This is a genomic window from Burkholderia pyrrocinia, from assembly GCF_022809715.1.
Lineage (GTDB): Bacteria > Pseudomonadota > Gammaproteobacteria > Burkholderiales > Burkholderiaceae > Burkholderia > Burkholderia pyrrocinia_C.
In genome coordinates, this window is record NZ_CP094460.1 from 2,567,423 (window position 1) to 2,587,371 (window position 19,949).

14 protein-coding genes are annotated in these 19,949 nt (G+C 63.3%); 7 read left to right on the top strand and 7 right to left on the bottom strand.

Annotated features, from left to right (window positions below):
- Positions 1-180 precede the first annotated feature (180 nt).
- From MRS60_RS28375 to MRS60_RS28385, 3 genes are all read left to right on the top strand, one after another.
- A complete protein-coding gene (locus tag MRS60_RS28375; protein WP_243566042.1) occupies positions 181-1,992 on the top strand; it encodes an ExeM/NucH family extracellular endonuclease in 1,812 nt (603 codons plus the stop codon).
- 704 nt (positions 1,993-2,696) lie between these two features.
- Positions 2,697-4,553, top strand: a complete 1,857-nt coding sequence (locus MRS60_RS28380) for a S10 family serine carboxypeptidase-like protein (RefSeq protein WP_131949074.1) — start codon at positions 2,697-2,699, stop codon at positions 4,551-4,553.
- A 43-nt stretch (positions 4,554-4,596) separates the two neighbouring features.
- The gene (locus tag MRS60_RS28385) at positions 4,597-5,028 is read left to right on the top strand and encodes a hypothetical protein (RefSeq protein ID WP_063835067.1); all 432 of its coding nucleotides are present in this window, start codon (positions 4,597-4,599) and stop codon (positions 5,026-5,028) included.
- Positions 5,029-5,111: 83 nt separating this feature from the next.
- On the opposite strand, the gene MRS60_RS28390 is transcribed toward MRS60_RS28385, so the two are convergent.
- A complete protein-coding gene (locus MRS60_RS28390; RefSeq protein WP_034181940.1) occupies positions 5,112-6,191 on the bottom strand; it encodes an alcohol dehydrogenase catalytic domain-containing protein in 1,080 nt (359 codons plus the stop codon).
- 110 nt (positions 6,192-6,301) lie between these two features.
- Here MRS60_RS28390 and MRS60_RS28395 point away from each other — a divergent pair, with 110 nt between their 5' ends.
- Complete coding sequence (locus MRS60_RS28395; protein ID WP_131949073.1) at positions 6,302-7,099, top strand: helix-turn-helix transcriptional regulator; 798 nt, start codon at positions 6,302-6,304, stop codon at positions 7,097-7,099.
- A gap of 168 nt (positions 7,100-7,267) precedes the next feature.
- Here MRS60_RS28395 and MRS60_RS28400 read toward each other — a convergent pair whose 3' ends face one another.
- The 6 genes from MRS60_RS28400 to MRS60_RS28425 all read right to left on the bottom strand — a co-directional run bounded on the left by MRS60_RS28400 (position 7,268) and on the right by MRS60_RS28425 (position 16,227).
- Positions 7,268-8,746 (bottom strand): aminotransferase class V-fold PLP-dependent enzyme, encoded by a 1,479-nt coding sequence (locus MRS60_RS28400; protein WP_243566043.1) that lies wholly within the window; start codon positions 8,744-8,746, stop codon positions 7,268-7,270.
- A 264-nt stretch (positions 8,747-9,010) separates the two neighbouring features.
- The gene (locus MRS60_RS28405; RefSeq protein WP_034182204.1) at positions 9,011-9,316 is read right to left on the bottom strand and encodes a TrfB-related DNA-binding protein; all 306 of its coding nucleotides are present in this window, start codon (positions 9,314-9,316) and stop codon (positions 9,011-9,013) included.
- An 18-nt stretch (positions 9,317-9,334) separates the two neighbouring features.
- Positions 9,335-9,592: a PAAR domain-containing protein gene (locus MRS60_RS28410; RefSeq protein WP_081938507.1), complete on the bottom strand. Its 258-nt coding sequence runs from the start codon at positions 9,590-9,592 to the stop codon at positions 9,335-9,337.
- A gap of 71 nt (positions 9,593-9,663) precedes the next feature.
- Positions 9,664-11,145, bottom strand: coding sequence for a virulence factor (locus tag MRS60_RS28415; RefSeq protein ID WP_243566044.1), 1,482 nt, complete (start codon positions 11,143-11,145; stop codon positions 9,664-9,666).
- Entirely contained in the window at positions 11,142-13,316 is a 2,175-nt protein-coding gene (locus MRS60_RS28420; protein WP_432207854.1) for a T6SS effector phospholipase Tle3 domain-containing protein, read from the bottom strand. Before MRS60_RS28420 ends, MRS60_RS28415 begins: the two co-directional genes overlap by 4 nt.
- Positions 13,317-13,458: 142 nt before the next feature.
- Complete coding sequence (locus tag MRS60_RS28425; RefSeq protein ID WP_243566046.1) at positions 13,459-16,227, bottom strand: type VI secretion system Vgr family protein; 2,769 nt, start codon at positions 16,225-16,227, stop codon at positions 13,459-13,461.
- A gap of 752 nt (positions 16,228-16,979) precedes the next feature.
- On the opposite strand from MRS60_RS28425, the gene MRS60_RS28430 reads away from it, so the two are divergent.
- The 3 genes from MRS60_RS28430 (at position 16,980) to MRS60_RS28440 (ending at position 19,920) form a co-directional block, all read left to right on the top strand.
- Positions 16,980-18,233, top strand: coding sequence for an MFS transporter (locus MRS60_RS28430; protein ID WP_243566047.1), 1,254 nt, complete (start codon positions 16,980-16,982; stop codon positions 18,231-18,233).
- A gap of 148 nt (positions 18,234-18,381) precedes the next feature.
- Positions 18,382-19,311 (top strand): LysR family transcriptional regulator, encoded by a 930-nt coding sequence (locus MRS60_RS28435; RefSeq protein WP_175746732.1) that lies wholly within the window; start codon positions 18,382-18,384, stop codon positions 19,309-19,311.
- A 114-nt stretch (positions 19,312-19,425) separates the two neighbouring features.
- The gene (locus MRS60_RS28440) at positions 19,426-19,920 is read left to right on the top strand and encodes a hypothetical protein (protein WP_034181946.1); all 495 of its coding nucleotides are present in this window, start codon (positions 19,426-19,428) and stop codon (positions 19,918-19,920) included.
- Positions 19,921-19,949 lie beyond the last annotated feature (29 nt).

A 19,949-nucleotide genomic window follows, 5' to 3' on the forward strand; every position in this document is an offset into this window, starting at 1 on the left:
CGTCACGCGGACGGCGGATTTTTGTCGGACGATCCCCCCTGCGTTTTCCGGCACAACCCGTGCGGCTGGTTGTGATCGCAGCGCGATGACGGAAATTACATCGGCCTGTCTGCCGATTACCAAAAACTGTCATTGAGCGCCGCTAAGCTTTCGCCACCCTCACAACCGGGATTCCCCGCCATGCGCTCGACAATCCGCCTGTTTGCCCCGTTATTGCTTCTGCCCACGCTCGCCGCGCCGGCGCTCGCCGCCACCGCCGCGCCCGTCAGCCCGAACTGCGGCGGCAGCGCGACGCCGATCGCCGATATCCAGGGGCCGGGCGCGCCGTCGCCGCTCGCCGGCCAGAACGTGTCGATCGAAGCCGTCGTCACCGCCGATTTCGGCGGCACCGACGGCTTCGGCGGCTTCTTCGTCCAGCAGGCCGACGCGCAGCGCCGCAACCAGCCGGGCGTGTCAGAAGGCTTGTTCGTCTATGCGCCGAAAGTGCGTGCGAAGGCCGGCGATCTCGTGCACGTGACGGGCAAGGTCGAGGAGAAATACGGGCAGACGCAGCTCACGCAGTCGGGTGCGATCGCGGTGTGCGCGAACGGCCAGACCGTCACGCCCGCGACGCTCACGCTGCCGGTGGACAGCCCGAACGCATTCGCCGCGTATGAAGGGATGCTCGTGCGCCTGCCGCAGACGCTGAACGTCACCGACAACTACGAACTCGGCCGCTACGGCAGCGTGTTGCTCAGCAACGGCCGCCTGCGCACGCCGACGAGCGTCGTGCCGCCCGCGCAGGCGCAGACGCAGATCGATGCGAACGCACGCAACCGGCTGGTTCTCGACGACGGCTCGAACAAGCAGAACCCCGCGACCGTGCCGTATCCGGCGCCGGGCCTGTCGGCTGCGAACACGCTGCGCGCGGGCTACACGGTGCGCGACGTCGAAGGCGTGCTCGAAGTGCGTTACGGCGCGTGGCGCGTGCAGCCGCTGCCCGGCGCGGCGGTGCCGGCGTTCGACGCACGCACGAACCCGCGCACCAACGCGCCCGCGCGCGATCCGAAATCGAACCTGCGCGTCGCGTCGTTCAACGTCCTCAACTACTTCAACGGCAACGGTCTCGGCGGCGGCTTCGACGATCCGAACAACCGCGGCGCGAAGAACTACCAGGAATTCCAGCGTCAGGAAGCGAAGATCGTCAGCGCGCTGAAGGCGCTCGACGCCGACGTGATCGGCCTGATGGAAATCCAGAACAACGGCTACGGCGAACTGAGCGCGGTGCGCCAGCTCGCGGCGAAGCTCGGCGACACCTGGCGCGTCGTCGATCCGGGCACGTCGCGCCTCGGCGGCGACGCGATCGCGGTCGCGATGATCTACGACAGCCGCAAGGTCGAGCCGGTCGGCCGCGCGGCCACGCTCGCGATCGACGACAAGAACCGCCAGCCGCTCGCGCAGTCGTTCCGCCGTATCGGCGGCAAGCAGGCGCTGACGGTCGCGGTGAACCACCTGAAGTCGAAGAACTGCCCGGACGCCGCGAACGACGATCTCGACCAGGGCGACGGCCAGGGCTGCTGGAACCCGACGCGCACGCGTGCGGCGGCGAAGGTTGCCGACTGGCTCGCCGGCACGCCGACCGGTGTCGCGGGCCAGGGCGTGCTGCTGATCGGCGACTTCAACAGCTATACGCATGAAGACCCGATCCGCGCGCTCGAATCGCGCGGCTACCGCAACCTCGTCGCGCGCTGGATCGGCGCGAACGCGTACAGCTACGTGTACAACGGCGAGGCCGGTTATCTCGATCACGCGCTCGCGACGCTGCCGCTCGCGTCGCACGTGAAGGCCGTGCACGAATGGCACATCAACGCGGACGAGCCGCTCGCGCTGCAATACACGATGGCGTACAAGTCGGCCGAGCAGCAGAAGACGTACTACGCGCCGGATGCGTATCGGTCGTCGGATCACGATCCGGTGCTGATCGATATCGCGCTGCCGGGCGGCGGGCGTTGATCGCGGGTTGATTGTTTGTGGCGGGCGACGGCGCGTGTGTATCGCGCGCCGCTCGCACCGCGGAAAATCCGGTCGGATATCGGGTAAATAATTCCACTGCAACCGAGGCGAATTAGCGGAATCGGTATTTTGTGGATGGCGAGGCGCGCATAAGCCCCGCGGATTGAAAAATTGTAGAAGTGAATAGAGTCATCGAATCACGTATGCATGAAGCTACGCCGCTTTAATCGATTGGTGATAATAAAAATGAAAGAAAAATCCTGTCGATCTGAAGGCTAACTTTGAAGCGCTTCGTCAATACAGAAGGCGCTTCTGCGTTGTGCGAGAAAAGTAAAATATTCGGCGAAGCCTTGCCGACAAGGCGCACCTCGCACGAATAATCCCGTTTTCTTTCAAATTCCAGACACTGGCCGCCGTTCGCATCATTACGGGATTTTTAATATCGGAATGATCTTTGACAACGCGGCGCAGCACCGCCTATTTTGTCGATGTCGTAAATTTCGGTAATCAGAAAAGAAGTCCAAACTGCAGGGGGCGGTTCAAGCACGATTCTCGCCGGCAGTTTGCTGTGTCTGTATCACGTTCAGTCTCTTGAAGCAGTCCGATCCCAACCGCCTTTTGCGCGAGTGGCGGGTGTTGCTGCGCGTCTCGCCGGCGAAGGCGGCCTTTGTGAAGCGGTATCCGAACCAAATCAAAGGGCAGAGATGAAACCAGACAGGAGCTGTACCGGCAGCCGCCAAGGTCGCCGTGGTCGTCACGGCCGATTGGCCGGGCTAGGCGCATTGACCGTCATGACACTGGCGCTCGCGGCATGCGGCGGCGACGATTCGTCGTCCGTCGGCGCGTCGAGCCTCGCGCAGGCGACCGCCAGCCAGCAGGCCAGCGTGCAAGCGGCCGCCAGCCAGGCGCCGGCGGCCAACCAGCCTTACGTCGATCAGGTCGCGTATTCGATGAATGCGACCGACGGCCTCGCCGCCGCGCAAGTGTCCGAGAAAGCGGCGGTCATGCATTACCAGTGGAAGTCCGGCGGCACGACCATCAACTACACGACCACCACCGGCCACCTGACCGCGCAGGACGCGAACGGCAATGCGGAAGCGTCGATGTCGTATGTCGCGTACACCGCGCCGAGCACGAACGGCAAGCCGCGGCCCGTCACGTTCGTGTATAACGGCGGCCCCGGCTCGTCGTCGATCTGGCTGCGTCTCGGCTCGTTCGCGCCGACCCGCGTCGCCACGCCCGATCCGCTGTTCGGCAGCAACTGGCCGAACTATCCGCTCGTCGACAACGCGGAAAGCCTGATCGACACCACCGACCTCGTGTTCATCGACCCGCCGGGAACCGGGCTGTCGGAAGCCGTGTTGCCGAACACCAACCAGAAGTACTGGGGTTCCGATGCGGACGTGAACATCATGCGCGACTTCATCCAGCGCTACCTGAACGTCAACAGCCGCGGCAGCTCGCCGATCTACCTGTACGGCGAATCGTACGGCACGCCGCGCACCGACATGCTGGCGCTCGCGCTCGAATCGGCCGGCGTGCACCTGACGGGCATCGTGCTGCAGTCGGCAATCCTGAACTACTTCGCGGATGCAGTGGAAGCGGTGGCGATCACGCAGTCGACGGAAGGGCTGCTGCTCGAAACCGATACGGTGGCAGGTTATCTGCCAGGTTACGCGGCGGTCGCGGCGTACTTCAACCAGGTCTCGCCGGCGCCGGTGAACCAGGCTTTGTACGCACTGCAGACGGAACTGTTCACGACGCTGATCTACAACCAGCTGCAGAAGTATTCGCAGTCGTGGGTGTTGAGCCAGCTCGGCATTCCGGATGCGCTCGGCACGCCGGTGTTCCCGAGCGATGCGACGCTCCAGCTGTGGTCGATCCCGTCGAGCCTGACGCAACAGGCGCTGCGCGGCTACTTCAATGCGAACCCGTTCGGCACGAGCCTGCTGCCCGGAACGACGGTCGGCCGCTATGACGGACGCGTGTCGCTGCCGAACTCCGATCCGCGTCTGCAAACCGACGGCGACCCGTCCGACATCCTGATCTCGCAGCCGTTCACGAACGCGCTCGCGACGCAGATGCCGGACTACCTCGGCTATACCGCGCCGAATGCGACCTACCTGCCGCTGAACGACAACATCATCGGCGTATGGGACTTCTCGCACGACGGCCAGCCGATGCCCGACACGATCCCCGATCTGCTCGGTGCGCTGCAGCTCAACCCGAAGCTTCGCGTGCTCGCGGAGAATGGCTTCCACGATCTCGCGACGCCGTTCTTCAACACCGAGAAGCAACTCGCGCGGCTGCAGACGGTGAAGGGGCTGAACCCGAAGCTGCAGGTGAACTTCTTCCAGGGCGGTCACATGACGTATCTGGACGATGTCGCGCGCCCGCAGATGAAGCGAGACCTGACGACGTTCTATCGCGGCAAGCGGATTCCGACGGCGCTGACGCTGCATACGCTGCCGCCGCCGTGGCCGGACGAGAACCCGCCCAGCGTGCCGACCGGCAGCGTCCCGGGCGCGACGGCCGCGACGACGCTGGCGGCGGCCCCTTGAGCGACGGACTCCTTGTCAAAGGAACCCTCTATTCATCCATTGAATGCGAGTGATCATGTCCCTAATCAAATTGATTCGGCGTACGTCTGCGTTGATCGTCCTCGGTGCCGCGATGAGCAGCGCCTACGCATTGCCGCCGCAGGCGGTGGCGCCGGTGAAGCTGCCGCATGGCGGGCGCGGTGTCGACGGTCCGTTCTTTCCTGCCACGCGTGCGGCGCCGGTGTTGCCGTCGACCGGCACGACGCTGCAGCAGCAGGCGCAGCGGCGTGTCGACGCGAGGCTCGGCGCCAATACGGTGCTGAGCAACGGCGCGGCCGTGACGAAGGCGCAGGCGCAGAGCAGCGGGCTCGGTTTCGTGTCGAAGCACTTCGACGAGATCGATGCGAAGCACACGGGCCGCGTGACGATGAGCGATGTACGGCAGTTCATCCAGCAGCGGCAGGTGCAGGCGCAGCAGGAACAGCAGGACGAGTGATGTAGCGGTGTATGGCCTGACGGCCGGGTGCTGGCGCGGAGTGTGCGTCGGCACCCGGCACTCACGAATGCCGTGCGTCGAGGCTATGGCGCGATCACGGTCATCCTGAACGGCCCGCCGTTCGCCGCCGCATGCGCGACCGCTTCGTTCGCATCGTCGAGCGCGAACACCGTCACGTCGAAATGCCCGAGGTCGAGCAGCCCGCCGCGGACGAGCCCCGTCATCAGCGTCACGGCTTCCGTCGGGCACATCCACTTGCCGCGCAGCGTGATGTCGTTGCGCATGATCCACGGATACGGCAGTTCGAGCCCTGCACCGCCGAGCATGCCGACGCCGCCCATCAGCACCACGCGCCCATACGGGCGCACCGCCATCACTGCGGCACGCACCGTCGTCGCGGGCACCGACGGCGGCATCAGGTCGATCACGCAGTCGATCGGCCCCGGCGCCGCCTGCTGCATGCGTGCGCGATCCGCGGCTTCGTCGCCGGTCAGCGCGACGGTGCGCACGCGTTCGCCGAAGCGGCGTTCGAGATCCGCGAGCGTGCGCGCATTGCGGCCGGGCGCGACCACGCACCGCGCGCCCATCGCCAGTGCCACCGCGATGCCTGCGCTGCCGAAGTTGCCGGTTGCGCCGCTGACGAGCACGATTTCGCCCGCGCGCAGATCGGACGCGAGCAGCCCGCCGTACGGCACGAGCAGCGTATTGAGCGCGCACCAGCGTGCGGCGTCGGCCGGCGGGATGTCGCCGATGCGCACGGCGTTCTCGGTCGGCACCCGCAGTCGTTCGGCAAACGGGCCGTCGTGGAAATGGCGCTGCAATTGCTTGCCGCCTTCGCCGCGCGCGCTCCAGCCCTGCAGCACGATATCGGGCATCAGCGCATCGTCGCGCGCGCGCACGGTCGGATCGCAGAACACCCAGTCGCCCGGCTGCAACCTCGTCGCGTCGGGGCCGGTTTGCCTGACACGGCCGATTGCGCCGCAGCCGGGCACCATCGGCAGTTCGATCGGATACCGGCGCTCGCCGCTGAACACTTCCCGTGCATAGGACAGCACCGGTGCAGCAACGACATCCACGATGACCTCGCCGGTGCCGAGCACGGGATCCGGCATCGTCTCGATCGCGAGCGGCATGCCGAGCGACTTCAGAATCGCAGCTTTCATGACTGTTCCAGAGGGTGGGGGACGCGCCGATTCTGGCAGGCTTAGAATCCGCAACAAGGCCCGGCACGAGCCCAGGATCGACCGATACCACCCTGCACGGAGCGACCCCGATGACCGTTACGACGCGAACCCCGTTCGGCGATTTTCTGCGCTCGCGGCGCAAGAAGCTGCGGCCGGATGCCGTCGGCCTGCACGACGGCCCGCGCCGGCGCACGCCCGGCCTGCGGCGAGAGGAAGTCGCGGAACTGGCGGGCATCGGCGTCGACTGGTATGTGCGGCTGGAGCAGGGGCGCGACGTCAGCCCGTCGGACGCGACGCTCGACGCGCTGGCACGCGCATTGCGGCTGGACAAGGCCGAGGCTGCCCATCTGCGCGCGCTCGCGCGGCGCGATACGTCGCGTGCGTTCGTGCCGGAGTGCGTGCCGCCCACCGTCGCGCAGCTCGTCGCGAATCTTCACCTGCCTGCGTACGTGACCGGGCGGCGCTGGGACATCCTCGCGTGGAATGCCGCCGCGGCCGACCTGCTCGGCTTCGATCGGCTCGCGGAAGCCGACCGCAATATCCTGGTCTACATGTTCGTCGAGCCGCACGCGCGTCGGCTCTTCGCCGGGAGTTGGGCCGACGAAGCGCGCCGGATGATCGCGCTGTTTCGCACGAACCATGATCTCCATGCGAACGATCCGGCGTTCATTGCGCTGGTGGAGCGCCTGCGCGCGAGCAGCGACGAGTTCGCGAAATGGTGGGATGCGCACGACGTGCGCAGCGGGGCGTCGGGCCAGAAGGTGCTCGTGCATGCGCAACGCGGCACGCAGCGTTACGAATACGCGACGTTTCAGGCGAACGACGATCCCGCGTTGAAGCTGGCGATTTATTCGCCGGTGAATGGCGATGGGGGCGGCGGCGAATAGGGGCGCGCGCGACAGGATTGCCGGCGGGTCATGCAAAGGCAGTCCTCAGCCGGGTGACCGAGGCTTGATTGGTTGGCCTGCGTCACCACCCGGCGACGTCTCAATGCATCGGCATTCTTTGCGTGCGAAGGCGGGTGGTGCGGCGGCGTGTTCGGGCAGTGTTCCGCGTCAGGCCGTACGCCGGCTCGACAAACGATTCCACAGCATGCCGGAGCGGCTCCCGCTTCGACAATACGCGAGCACCGGCTTTTGCAGCGAATCGACCAACGCACCGAACGCATCGACTTCCGCGTCGCCGATATGATCGCGCTCGACCGGCAGGTAGCGCGCTTCGAGGCCCAGTTCGCGGGCAGCTGCAGCGATCTCGTCGAACGCAGGCTGATCGTCGCCTTCGCCGTCCGGGCGGTTGCAGATGACCGAGCGGAAGCCCGCATTCCGGATCGCCTTCAGATCGGCCGGCGTGATCTGCCGCGAAGCGGAAAACCCGTTCGCAGCCGTCGCCCGACATTGCTCGATCGCTTTCCGGAAACAGGCGATCGCGAAATCGACGTCCTGCTCCGTCGTAAAGCGACCGAAGCTCACGCGCACGGTGCGGCCGGCAGTTTCCGCATCGAGGCCGATCGCGGTCAGCACGTGCGACGGTGCACCGCTGGTCGAGTTGCATGCGGATGTAGACGACACGGCGAGCGCTTCGCCGAGCACGAACGGGAAAAAGCCGGGCGCATTCACCGTCAGACTCAACGTGTGCGGGATGCGGCGCGCAGCAGCGGCGTTCTGCGTGACATCGCCGAGCGCGAACAGCGCGTCCGTCAGGCGTGTGCCGAGCGCAGCAATCCGCATGGCTTCGCCGTCGAGTTTTTCGGCGGCGAGTTCGCACGCGACACCCATGCCGACGATCTGATGCGTCGCGAGCGTGCCCGAGCGCAGCCCGCGCTCGTGTCCGCCGCCATGAATCTGCGGGGCGATCCGGTCGGCGATGTCGCGGCGCACGAACAGCGCGCCGATGCCCTTGGGGCCGTAAACCTTGTGCGCGGACATCGACATCATGTCGATGCCGAGCGCACGCACGTCGATCGGCGTCTTGCCGAGCGCTTGCGCGGCGTCGACGTGGAGCAGCGCGCCCGCGGCGTGCACGATCCGCGCGATCGCGGCGATGTCGGTCAGCGTGCCGATCTCGTTGTTCACGAGCATCAGCGACACCAGGCCGGTATCGGGGCCGATCGCCGCGGCGACCGCGTCGGCGGTGATTTCGCCGTCGTGCGTGGGCGTCAGGAAGCTGACCGACATCCCGCGCTTCGACAGGTTCGCCATCGTATCGAGAATGGCCTTGTGCTCGAGGCGGCTCGTGATCAGGTGGCGCTTGTCGGTCGCGGTGTCCGCATAACCCTTCAGCGCGAGGTTGTTCGATTCGGTGGCGCCCGACGTCCAGACGATCTCGTCGGCGTCCGCGCCGATCAGCGCGGCGACTTGCGCGCGTGCGCGCTCGACCTGTTCCCGCGCCAGCCGGCCGGCGGCATGCGAGCTCGATGCGGGATTGCCGAAGATGCCGTCGAAGCCGAGGCAGGCCGTCATCGCTTCGATCACGCGGGGATCCGCGGGCGTCGTCGCCGCGTAGTCGAGGTAGTGCAGCGTGGTGGTGTCGCTCATGTCCGTTTCTTGCTGATTCTGAATGGGAGAAATGATACGGGGGACAGGAGGGAAAATGGATCCAAAATAGGTCGGTGATCCAGCTTGATATGGAATAACGTTTTCTTTTAATGTGGAATGGTGGAATTTGTTTCTTGGTGGGCGGAGCCGTGCGCGACGTGCCCCCATCGCCGGGTTGCCGTGAAACGATGGGCGAGCGGTGCCTTCCCGCGTCGTTTCGTATTCGGGGGCGGTCGCTACTGTTCCACGGGTTCGATCAAGTCGTTACTGTGGATCGGATGGCTTGGCCAGTCGGTGAGCGTCCCGAACCCATGCATGCAATGCGCTTTCGTACTTTGCCGGGATCGTAATCGTCAGTGTGGTCAGGCGCGTATCGTTGCCCGGCAGCTCCAGATACCTTTGCCAGGCCTTCCGCACAAGTTGCGACATGGCGGAACACGTCATGCCGAGTTCGGCGGCAAGCGCACGCTGTGACCGGCCCTTCACGAAGATTTCAAACAACGCCCAATGGTTGATGGGCTTGATCCGGGTATCTTGGAGCTTCAACAGTCGGAACTGTTCGGCGCTCATGCGTCGGCTTTGCCGCATTCAGACACGCCCGGAAGTTTGCAGGGAAGAAATCAACGCCGCGCCGCAGGAAGTCTTGTGGCCGTCGAATGCGGCGGCGCTGCCTTCGACATCAAACGCCATGTCACCTTCGGCAATCACGCCGGTTCCGTGAATCGGACATGAACACGCGTCGCCAATGCGGGCGACCGCGCGTCCCATTACCTTGCTCCTTCCGGCTCCGGACTCGACCCGGCCGCCGTGGGTGTGTACGTCGCCTACTCGAATAATTCCTCGCATATAACCAATCTCCTGAATGACTTGTCGCGGTGGCCGCGTTCGCTCGAAACGCGCTGCCGCGTCGGTTTGCATCACCACGAATAGCCCTGCGTTCCGTAGTTCGTGTCGTGACGACGGCCCCACCACGGCAGATAGGCGTTGTTCCCGCCGCGCGCGCGGAACCAGTCCTTGTCCGGATCGATCGTCGTGAGTTTCGATGGCGGCATCACCACGACGGCGACGGGATGCGCCGGGTCGGTCGTGCCGGCGACCAGTGCGTTGCCGCCGTAGTGATTGACGCGGCCGATGGCCAGCGCAACGTCGGTCAATGCGCTACCGGTTCCCATGTCGCCGAGCAGCGCCGCCGTGTTGAACGTCTGCTTCTGGTGGTCGTATTCGGGCAGGACTTCGGTAAGCGACTGCGACAGGCCGACAAGGCGCTTCGACGCCGCATCGCTACCGGCACCCGCATCGTGAACGATGTACTTGATATCCGGGACCGCAATCCCTGCGTTTTGTGCCGCTTGATCGATGGTCGCCTTCCACGCTTGCACCGTTCGTGTCGTGCCGACCTTCTGCGAAAACTCGTCGGTGTTGCCGGTCGCGGCCTTGCCGATCCATGCGAGCGGTTCGCGCTCGGTGTTGAAGGTCGGGCCGGCGAGGAACAGCACAACGAGGTTTTCGTTGATCTGCGCATCGGTCGGCGGGAAATTCGGTGCGTCCCAATTCATCACCCACACGCTCTTGTCGGGGTTGGCCTGTAGGTAGCTCAATGCCCTGTTCAGCGATGTGAAGCCGGCGTTTGCGCCACCTTGCGTGACCTGCACGTCAGGGGGCGTGTCGCGGCTCCACAGAGTCTTGGGGGACGGCGGGCCGATTTCAAAGAAACTCATCATGCGTTTCCGCAACCACTCCTGAGCTTCACGCGGCTCAAGTCGCTTCGGAACTGCAAGTTCAATGTGCTGGCCGCCAAGTTCACGCCAATCCTTCTGATTCTCGGACTTTACCGTATAGAAGTATTGTGCATTCGCTGCATAACGCGTGCGCATCAACAAGAGAAACTTATCGATGTACTTGGTATAGAAACCGTAAAACGTCTCTTTCCCACGATTTCCATAGGCAACACCTGCGACTGATTGCAGCGTGGCGAATGATTTCGGATCCGTGCGCACCATGTCGTCGTTCTTGTTTGGTGTGGCAAGCCCTTGCGTCCACAATAATTGCCATTCGGTCGAGTAGTCCATGCGTTGCAACGGATTCAGCCAAATCAGGCCAACAACCTGCGCAACCAATGGCTTTGCCGGTTCGTTGGCTGCTGACGCGGCATTCCCTGCCGGCTCCGTGGGGTGAGCAGCTTGCGTTGGACGCGTCATAGCCGTGGTGAATAGAAACACCATGAGTGCCGCCAAGCCGGGCACGATGACAAGTCGTTTCATCCAGTCTCCAGTTTCCAGCAATGCTGGATGCGGTTCATCTAAATGCGCCACCAGCATGAGCATCAGCAAGGTGGCGATCAGCCATATCGTGATGGTGAGGAAAACACGACGCGGCCATGTAGCGATCAGTGCCTTCATATCACACTCCCGGCTTTCAGATAGATCTGGCCTTCGCGTTCATCCATGATCTTGTCGGGCATGTTAGCTTCACTACCTTCGGCGTTCGCCCATTTGTGCATTGGCAAGTCATCAATTTTTCCGGACGAAAAGTAATCCGAATATTTTTTGTTCGGACTGTCTCGTTCTATGCCGTCACCCATGCGCCAATCGGCCTCAATACGCAGGTCGTAGAGTTGATCGGACGTCAGGTAACACGGGCCAATCGCCACATCATAAGCAAGCGCCTTTCTCGCATGGTCCGGGTTGGTCATCGTCGTTGAGTGGTTCGTCGGGCTATTGGTCTGGCCATGATCCAGCCAATCCGTGATCTGCTTGTCTCGCCAGTCCTTGTAGCCGTCAGGTAAATCACTTTTCCCATCCTCTCCGATAACATGACCGTCACCGTCGACCCACTCGGTGTTCAACGTTCGGCGCGCCTCCATCCGCATCAGTGCACGGTCCTCGTAACGCTGCCCGGCTTCACTCTCGGCCGTCCCCTGGGCGTCGCCGTCCTTGTTCTTCGCCTTGTACTGGTCATAAGGGTCATCTGCCTGTTTGTCCACATCGCTCTTGCTCGCATCGCGCCATGCGGACGGCGGATCGTTACCTTCGTTGAAGTCGCTTACTGCGTCGCCGTCCCGCGTTTCGACCGGCTTGCCGAACCGCAGCGCCTTCGGCGGAAATGTTTCGTCCAATGCAGGTGCATCCGCAACGATCGTCCACCCCTTCGGCGGATCTTCGTTCACACGAAACATCTTTAGTGCGGAAGTCGCAGCGGTCGCCGCATACATGACCGGCGCAGTGATCAATGTCCCCATCATCCCGAAGATGGATTCGTTTCCTTTGAGCGCACCGATCAGACCGAATTTTGCCGGCGGCGACGGGGGATACCAGAAGCCCGATGTCGTCCCTTTCTCGCCATGCCGCCAGTCGTCTTCCCAATATCGATAAGGTTTCTGCACGCCGACATCGAAGCCGGACGCGAACACGCGCTGCGTCAGGACGCCGGATACGCGGATGTCGTCGAGTTCGTGCTTGCCGATACCGCGCCAGCCGATACCCTGCACAGTTACGGCCGAGATCACCTGATCGTGCGGACAGCAATACGACGTGACGCGCCCGTACGTCGAACCGTTCAGGCCGTGACGCGCGCGGTCATCCTGCGCGGCATAGGACTTGTTGCTCGTCGGCGATACGCGGTCATTTGCCATGTCTTCATCGACCTTGTCGGGCGACGGCTCGTATGCGGCGCGGGCGCCGATGATCGACAGGAATTTTCCGAACGTCTGCGTGCGTGCCGCGTAAGTCTGTCGTCCGCGATTGCCCTTGTCGTCCTTCGTTCCGCGCTGTGACCACGTGTCCATGAATATGCTGGATTTTTGCTGACCTTCGCCCTGAGCGAAACTGTACGGGGCATTCGCCAGCACGTAGGCGTCCGCAACGCACCGTCCCTTACGCCCCCAAGGATCTTCGACTTCCGGTAACGCATCACCAAAGAACGCGCCTGTGAGGCCGACGATATTCCCTTGGCTGTGACACACAACCGTGATCGGTACATTGGCCTGCATCTTGCGGATCGACTCGATCAACCTGGCGAGCCGCAACGCGGCAAGCACGCCATACGCACGCGGCGGCGCGCGATATAGTGGCCGGTTGGTCGGGTTGATACCCTGCACGGACGTCCATCCGAATGCCCGGTCGTCGAGGCCGCCGTGCCAAAGATCGGGCAGGCTCGAACAGCCGTTGGTGAACGGACCGCCGCCCCAATAGTCCTTCTCGTTCAGAAAGATCTTGTCGCCGTATTCCTTCAGCTCTTCCAGTGTCGCCTTGTAGCCCCACCGGAAATGGATGACGGGTGAGAACGACGGATCGGGTTTGACATAGGTTCCCGCCCAAAGCTGCGGGTTCAGAAACCCGTCCGGCGTCACGCCTTCGGTGTACTTCGCGGGCGTCAACTGTCCGGCATCGACGCCTTGATACTTCATCTGATCGTCCAGGCGCCCGAGTCGTCGATTCAGGCCTTCGCACAGTCCTTCTTCGGACGCTTCGAACCATTCGCCCTCAGAGTTGACACCGTGGACGAAGATGACGACCCCAGGCAACGGAAGTTGCTTGACGCAGACAAGCCGGTTGTTCTTGTCGAACAACATCGGCCCTTCGGTTCGGCCGACGACGATAGGCGGCGATTCGGAACGCGATGCAGCCGTGTCGGGCGCGTCGGCCTTTGCGGCGGGCTCGTCGGTGCGCGCGTCCGCTACCGGTCGGGGATCGAGAATCGAGGCGGCCATCGTTTTAAACGTTTTTCTTGATGAACTGCACCGCCAGCTTCTCGAACTGGTCGGCATGGACCGCCGGCAGTTCGCCGGCCGTGTCGGTCGTGAGGTTCGACAGTGCCCCGGACGCCTTCTGAATTTGCCCGTCGAAGCCCGCCACCGCATCGCCATCGGTCGCGCGAACGAGTTTCGGCACGCGGCCAAGCGGGGCTTTGTCGAACTTCGGCATATCGGCGTTCATGCTGGCCGGACCATCCCACGCATGGCCCGCCGACTTCACGGTGAAGATGCCGGGGCAGCCAAGTTCGATGTTGCCGCCGTCAAGCTTGAGATACGCGCCGCCCGATGTGACGAGAACCACCTGATCGTTTGCCATGCCGGCAAGCGTGCCGCCCGCCGCAGTCAACTGGATGTTCTTCGCCGAATCCACCTGCGTGTCGTCGTTCTGCGACTGGATCGTCACCTTCCCCTGATTCGCGATTGCCGACACGCCGTCGCTATGCGCGAACATCGCGATGCCATGACCGCCATGCAGACTGATGCGCTCGCCGCTGGCGAGTTGCACGTGCTGCCGTGCGATCTGATCGATGTTCTCGCCCGCATACATGACATGCGTTTTGGGGGTGACATGCAGCGATCCTGCCTGCGCGCCGAACGCCAGCAATGCGGATGCGTCACCGGCTGCACCGGATTCCGCGCTGCCGGGTGTCCAGTTGCGGAACGCATCGGCGATCTTGTCCTGGCCGACGGTATCGGCGGACTGTCCGCCATGCTGGCCGGCATAGTCGCCGAGCGATTTGAACAGTTCGGCGCACTGGTCGAGCAAGTGAATCAGCTCGTCGCGATCGATCTGACCACCGGTCGCGCGTGTGCGCGCATAGGTCGACAATAGAATGCCCTGGGCGGCGCGCAACGCCGCGGCGGCGTCGGTGCGCAGTTCCGCACCTTCGCCCCGATCGCTTCCGTGTCCGTCTTTCCGGGGCTGCGTCAGGTACCCCAGATTCAATTGGGTATGCGCGTGTTCGCTCGCCAACTGCGCCGAGATTTGCGATGGCGTATCGTCCAGGCGAAGCTGGTTGTACCGATCGCCGTTGATTTCCTTGGTTTTGATCCCGGACACGTAGCGGTTGCCGGGTAGCGCGCCGGTATGCGTGAAAGTCGCAGGCGGGTTTGCGCCGTTGCTCAAAACCCCGATGATGACCAGACGGTCCGGATCGCCAGACAGGCACCCGAGCAAGACTTCCATCCCGACCCGAGGCAGGAAGAGCGCACCGAAGTACTTGCCTGCCAGACTCGCCGCGACACGTATCGGCGCACTGTCACCGGCCGACCCGTTCGTTCCGGCACCTTGCGCGTGCGCGTGATCCGCCGGATCGAAGCCGTGAATCCGCACGCGCACGCGGCCGGCTTTGTCGCAGAACACTTCTTCTCCCTGCGTGCCGACGATCGTGCCGGTCAGCAGGTGAGCCGGCGGGAGGTCGATTTCCGGATCGTAGGACGGCTTGAGCGGCACACCGCGACGCACGCACGTGAAACTGTTCTCGTAACGCGTGTCCGTTTGGTCCGACGCATCGGCCGGCAGGAACGGTGTGGTTCGCGTGAGGTTCCGGCTCGCCGCGAACAGCGCGTTCACGCGGCTCGTCAGGTCTTTCGGCAGGTTGTTCCAGATATCGTGCCGAACCGACGTCATGACGAACTGCCGCCGTTCGGCCAGCTTCATGTCCAGTTCGGGGTCGCCCGTCAGCGTGAACCAGTAACCGACCGGCATATCGCGCACGCTACCGATACCGTCGTAGCGCTCAGCCTCGAACTGGTGGGCGAGTATCCGGTCGTGTGTGATGCGGCCGTGATCGTTCCACGAATCGCCCACGTGCGGAATATCGATCGCCACATCGGTCAGCAATTGGGCAAGGTCGTTGCCGGCGTCGCCCTGATCGATGCTGCTTGCGATAGCAGAGACGTCCATGCGGGCCTTCTTGTAGTCCCACGACGGACGGCTGGCTTTGCCGGGAGACAGGCTTTGATAACGAGCGAACAGCGTCACCGTATCGCGTAGTTCGGTTCCTGCATCGCGCGGGTGAAGACGCACGGTACCGGCGGGTGATTCCGCCAATCGAAGCGGGTCATCGCAGAATGCGAGCGTATGAATCGGCCGCTCTTCGGTCGTGCTACGCGCCCCTCCGATCGGCCCGGCCTTCGCAAAAACCGTGATGCCTTCGCGCCGCAGCAGTCGACGCACAAAACGAGCGTCCGACTCGTTGACCTGCCGCGTCAGTTCGCGTGCCGGATAGCGCTCGGTTCGCAATCCGGACAGATCGAAATCGAATGCACGCGCGAGTGCGGCGCTGCGTTGTCGCCATTCGTTCATCAGCGTGGCAAGAATCTCGATAACGCTCATCGATCGGAATACGCGGGAGTTGGTGCGGTAGTCCATCAACGAAAGCGCATCGCAGACGTGCAACTGGTACACCGTCAGCTCGCCGTCGGATTGACCGATATGCACGTCCCGCACGATTGCATTGATCGTCCGCACGTCGCCCCGGTCGGTCGTCAGGCGGACCGATACAGGCAGGCCGAGAAACAGCGTGGGGGATAGATGATCGCGTGTGGAAACGCAGGTCAGGTACCCGTCGATGCCCGACATCAACCCTTCGCGGATATCGGCGTGATGGAGCGCCAGCAGATGGCCGACTGCGCGTTGCGCCTGCCCGAAATGAAGGGCGACCGGCCGCTTGTTCCAGTCGACAAGACCGGATGCAAAGTTTCGAAATGTTGCTGCTATCGACATAACGGCAATCTCGTTATTATTTTCCGGATTCGGACTTGTTCGAATTGGACTCTCTGTTTAATAAAGCGGAACTCGTAATTTCGATGCGGAGAATATCAAACTTATATCGATTTCAATGGATATCGATATTTCGAGATGAAAAATAACTCATTAAGAAACAGTGTTTGACGTTTTTCGGCGTTCGATTTTTTAATAAAAGTCCTATGTGGAGCATATTTGGTGATATTCATGTCTGATCTTTGCGGGTCAGCCGCGCCGTGGTGACTGACTTTTCGTCGAACTGAATTGGGTTGCAAAATTCAAAAAATCAGACTTTTCCCAATTCGGAATGGATAGCGACACATTGCGGTGTCGGAAGGGAGCCGAGCATGCCGGATCGTCTGCATGCGGGGCGTAAACGGAGCGGTACGCCGATTCTTCGATGTCCATGAGGGATTTCCCCGTGACGCATGCGTGAGCGTCATTTCAACGCCGCGTCCATTCGCTCCGCGCTTCCCCGTAGACACTTCCCGCCCCCTCGCTCCCGATTATTTGCATTTCGCGAATGGCGCGTTCGCCGGTTGTTCCATACCCGATCCGCAGCCTTGCACCTATCGTGGTGGCGTCGGCTGGCTGGATTCGATGCGTCGAACCGGAAAGGCGGCCGGCACTTCGTTGCGATTCGCGTCGCACACCACACAAAAAACATCGGACCTGGCTCATGCGCAGGCGCTGCGGCGCGCGCAGGCGAACCAGCGTCCTCGGAGACGGAAATGAAAGCAAACGAGTGGGATACCTCCTATGAGTGGAAGGCGGTGACGCTGCTGGCGCTCGGCTTCGGGCTGGTCGGCCTCGACCGCTGGCTCATCGCGCCGCTGTTCCCTTCGATCATGAAGGACCTCAACCTGACCGCGCAGGACGTCGGCAACTGCATCGGCGTGCTCGGCCTGTCGTGGGGCGTCTTCGCGGCGCTGATGGGCGGCATCTCGGACAAGATCGGCCGCAGGAAGGTGCTGATTCCCGCCATCATCGCGTTCTCGCTGCTGTCGGGCTTTTCGGGGCTCGCGGGCGGCCTGCTCGGGCTGATGGCGATTCGCGGGTTGATGGGCGTCGCGGAAGGTTCGTTCTGCCCGACGAGTTTCGCGGCGACGGCCGACGCATCGCATCCGCGGCGGCGCGGCCTGAACCTCGGCCTGCAGCAAAGCGGCTTCGCGCTGTTCGGGCTGGCGCTTTCGCCGATCATCGCCACGCAGCTGCTCGGCTTCGTGTCGTGGCGCTGGGTCTTTGCGCTGGTGGCGATTCCCGGCCTGATCCTCGGTGCGATCATGTTCTTCGTCATCCGCGAGCCGAAGGTCGTGAAGGAGGTCGCGTCGGAACACGCGCCGGCTTCGCTCGGCCACGTGCTCAAGAGCCGCAACATCCTCGTGGCGATGGCCGCACTGTGCTGCGCGATGACCGGCGTCTTCGTGCTCGGCGCGCTGCTGCCGCTGTACCTGACCGATTACCTGTCGCTCGGCACGCAGAAGATGGGCCTCGTGGTGTCGGCGATCGGCTTCGGCGGCTTTCTCGGGCAGTTCGGGTTGCCCGGCCTCTCCGACCTGGTCGGGCGCCGCCTCGCGAGCATCGTCGGCTTCGCGGGAACGGCCGTGATGCTCTATATCTTCCGCGGCCTCGGCCCGCAGCCGCTCGCGTTGTTCGGGATCCTGTTCGTCGCGTCGTTCTTCACGCTCGGGCTGGTGTCGCTGCTGTCCGGCCCGGTCGCGACCGAGGCTGCGCCCGTCGGCCTCGTGTCGACGTCGATCGGCGTGGTGGTCGGCGTCGGCGAGATCTTCGGCGGCGGCATCGCGCCGGCGATGGGCGGCTACGTCGCTGCACACTTCGGCATCCAGAACATTCTGTGGTTGCCGATGTGCGCGGTCATGCTGGGCATCGTGGTCAGCATGCTGTTGAAGGAAACCGCGCCCGCCGTGCTGCAGCGTCGCGTGGTCGTTCAACCGGAGCTGGCGGCCGGCAAGCAGCCGAGGTAATGCCCGCGCGAGCGCGCAGGCGTTCGCCCGTGCCGGTGCGCTCCGCGATTGACATCGATTCGGCGACACAGTGACGCTTTTCGCATGACACAGCCCGTTGCCCGGTGCAGGTAGACTGCCGGTTTCGCTGTCGAAAAAAAGGCGCGGTATGGACCGGTTCCTCAGCATCGAGGCATTCGTAAGAGTCGCGGAGGCGAGCAGCTTCGCCGAGGCCGCGCGGCAGCTTGGTGTGACGAGTTCGGTCGTGACGAACCGCATCCAGCAACTGGAGAAGTTCGTCAATGCGCCGCTGTTCCATCGCAGCACGCGCCACGTGCGCTTGTCCGAAGTGGGCGAGGCGTTTTATCGCGAGTGCGCGGAGGTGGTGGGGCGCGTCAACGAGTTGACGGACCAGATGCGCGAGCTGCGCGCGACGCCGACCGGGCGGTTGCGCATCCAGATGCTGCCCGGCTTCGCGCTCGATCACTTCGGTGCGCCGCTGGTCGAATTCAATCGGCGCTACCCGGGCATCCAGCTCGACGTCATCGTCAATGACCGTGTGGTCGACCCCGTCGAAGAAGGGTTCGACATCGCGTTCCAGATCTTTCCGCCGATTTCAGAATCGCTGATCGAGCGGCGGCTGTTCACGGTCAGGCGTCTCTTCTGCGCGTCGCCCGCTTACCTCGAAGCGCATGGTGCGCCACAACATCCGCGCGATTTGCTGCAGCACACCACCGCGCTGTATTCGGGCTATCCGTCGCGCAATCGCTGGACGATGACGCGCGACGACGAGGTCGTCGAAATGGAGCTGCCGGGCATGATTCGCTCGAACTCCGTTCACCTGCTGCGCGAGTACGCGCTGACCGGCGGCGGCGTCGTTTGCCTGCCCACGCTCGTGGCGAGCGACGCGCTCGTCGCGGGGCGGCTGGTGCCGATCCTGACCGACTACCAGCTCGCGCCGCTGAGCTTTGCCGCCGTTTATCCCGCAACGCAGCGACAGGCGTTGAAGGTGAAGGCGCTGGTCGAATTCCTCGCCGAATATATCGGCGACGAGCCCCCGTGGGATCTTCCGCTTCTGGAGCATGGCTGGGTGCGGTGACCCGCGCGATTATTCGCGAAACGCAAATGCCGTAATCGCCATCCGTTGCCTTGTTGCCGCTGTCTCTTGCCCCTAGAGTTGAATCCAACAAGCAGTTCAACTCAGGAGACAGCAATGACCGACACGGCATTCCACACCGTCTTTGGCTCGCTCGACAGCTACAGGAAGGGCGAGATCGAAATCACCAGCGGCAGCGCCCAGCACTACGCCTTCTCGAACGTCTTCGAGGTGGCCTCGAAGTCGGCCCCTTACGAAAAGGTCGTCGCCGGCAAGAATCTCGAATACGTGATCGAAGTGCTGAGGACCGAGGGCCAGTCGCCATGGTTCGCATGCGCCCATGACGAGTTCACGATCCAGATGGACGGCGAAGTCCGGATCGAATTCATCAAGCTCGACACGCCGCCGGCATCGGGCCGCGGCACCGTCAGCGCCGGCGCACAACCGGCCGGCCGCAAGATGGGGTACGTCGTCCTGCGCAAGGGACATCAAGCGCTGCTGCCGGCCGGCTGTGCATACCGCTTCGTCGCCGGCAAGCCGGGTGTCGCGCTCGTGCAGACCATCCTCGGCGAGCTGTCCGTCGAGAAGTGGGCCGAGATCTGCCTGCACTGACCGTTCCGACCGCTCACATTCGACTATTC

Excerpts from the sequence above, each read along its gene's own strand:
- MRS60_RS28375 (WP_243566042.1), top strand. The coding sequence starts at position 181 with ATGCGCTCGACAATCCGCCTGTTTGCCCCGTTATTGCTTCTGCCCACG.
- MRS60_RS28380 (WP_131949074.1), top strand. The coding sequence starts at position 2,697 with ATGAAACCAGACAGGAGCTGTACCGGCAGCCGCCAAGGTCGCCGTGGT.
- MRS60_RS28385 (WP_063835067.1), top strand. The coding sequence starts at position 4,597 with ATGCGAGTGATCATGTCCCTAATCAAATTGATTCGGCGTACGTCTGCG.
- MRS60_RS28390 (WP_034181940.1), bottom strand. The coding sequence starts at position 6,191 with ATGAAAGCTGCGATTCTGAAGTCGCTCGGCATGCCGCTCGCGATCGAG.
- MRS60_RS28395 (WP_131949073.1), top strand. The coding sequence starts at position 6,302 with ATGACCGTTACGACGCGAACCCCGTTCGGCGATTTTCTGCGCTCGCGG.
- MRS60_RS28400 (WP_243566043.1), bottom strand. The coding sequence starts at position 8,746 with ATGAGCGACACCACCACGCTGCACTACCTCGACTACGCGGCGACGACG.
- MRS60_RS28405 (WP_034182204.1), bottom strand. The coding sequence starts at position 9,316 with ATGAGCGCCGAACAGTTCCGACTGTTGAAGCTCCAAGATACCCGGATC.
- MRS60_RS28410 (WP_081938507.1), bottom strand. The coding sequence starts at position 9,592 with ATGCGAGGAATTATTCGAGTAGGCGACGTACACACCCACGGCGGCCGG.
- MRS60_RS28415 (WP_243566044.1), bottom strand. The coding sequence starts at position 11,145 with ATGAAGGCACTGATCGCTACATGGCCGCGTCGTGTTTTCCTCACCATC.
- MRS60_RS28420 (WP_432207854.1), bottom strand. The coding sequence starts at position 13,316 with ATGTTGTTCGACAAGAACAACCGGCTTGTCTGCGTCAAGCAACTTCCG.
- MRS60_RS28425 (WP_243566046.1), bottom strand. The coding sequence starts at position 16,227 with ATGTCGATAGCAGCAACATTTCGAAACTTTGCATCCGGTCTTGTCGAC.
- MRS60_RS28430 (WP_243566047.1), top strand. The coding sequence starts at position 16,980 with ATGAAAGCAAACGAGTGGGATACCTCCTATGAGTGGAAGGCGGTGACG.
- MRS60_RS28435 (WP_175746732.1), top strand. The coding sequence starts at position 18,382 with ATGGACCGGTTCCTCAGCATCGAGGCATTCGTAAGAGTCGCGGAGGCG.
- MRS60_RS28440 (WP_034181946.1), top strand. The coding sequence starts at position 19,426 with ATGACCGACACGGCATTCCACACCGTCTTTGGCTCGCTCGACAGCTAC.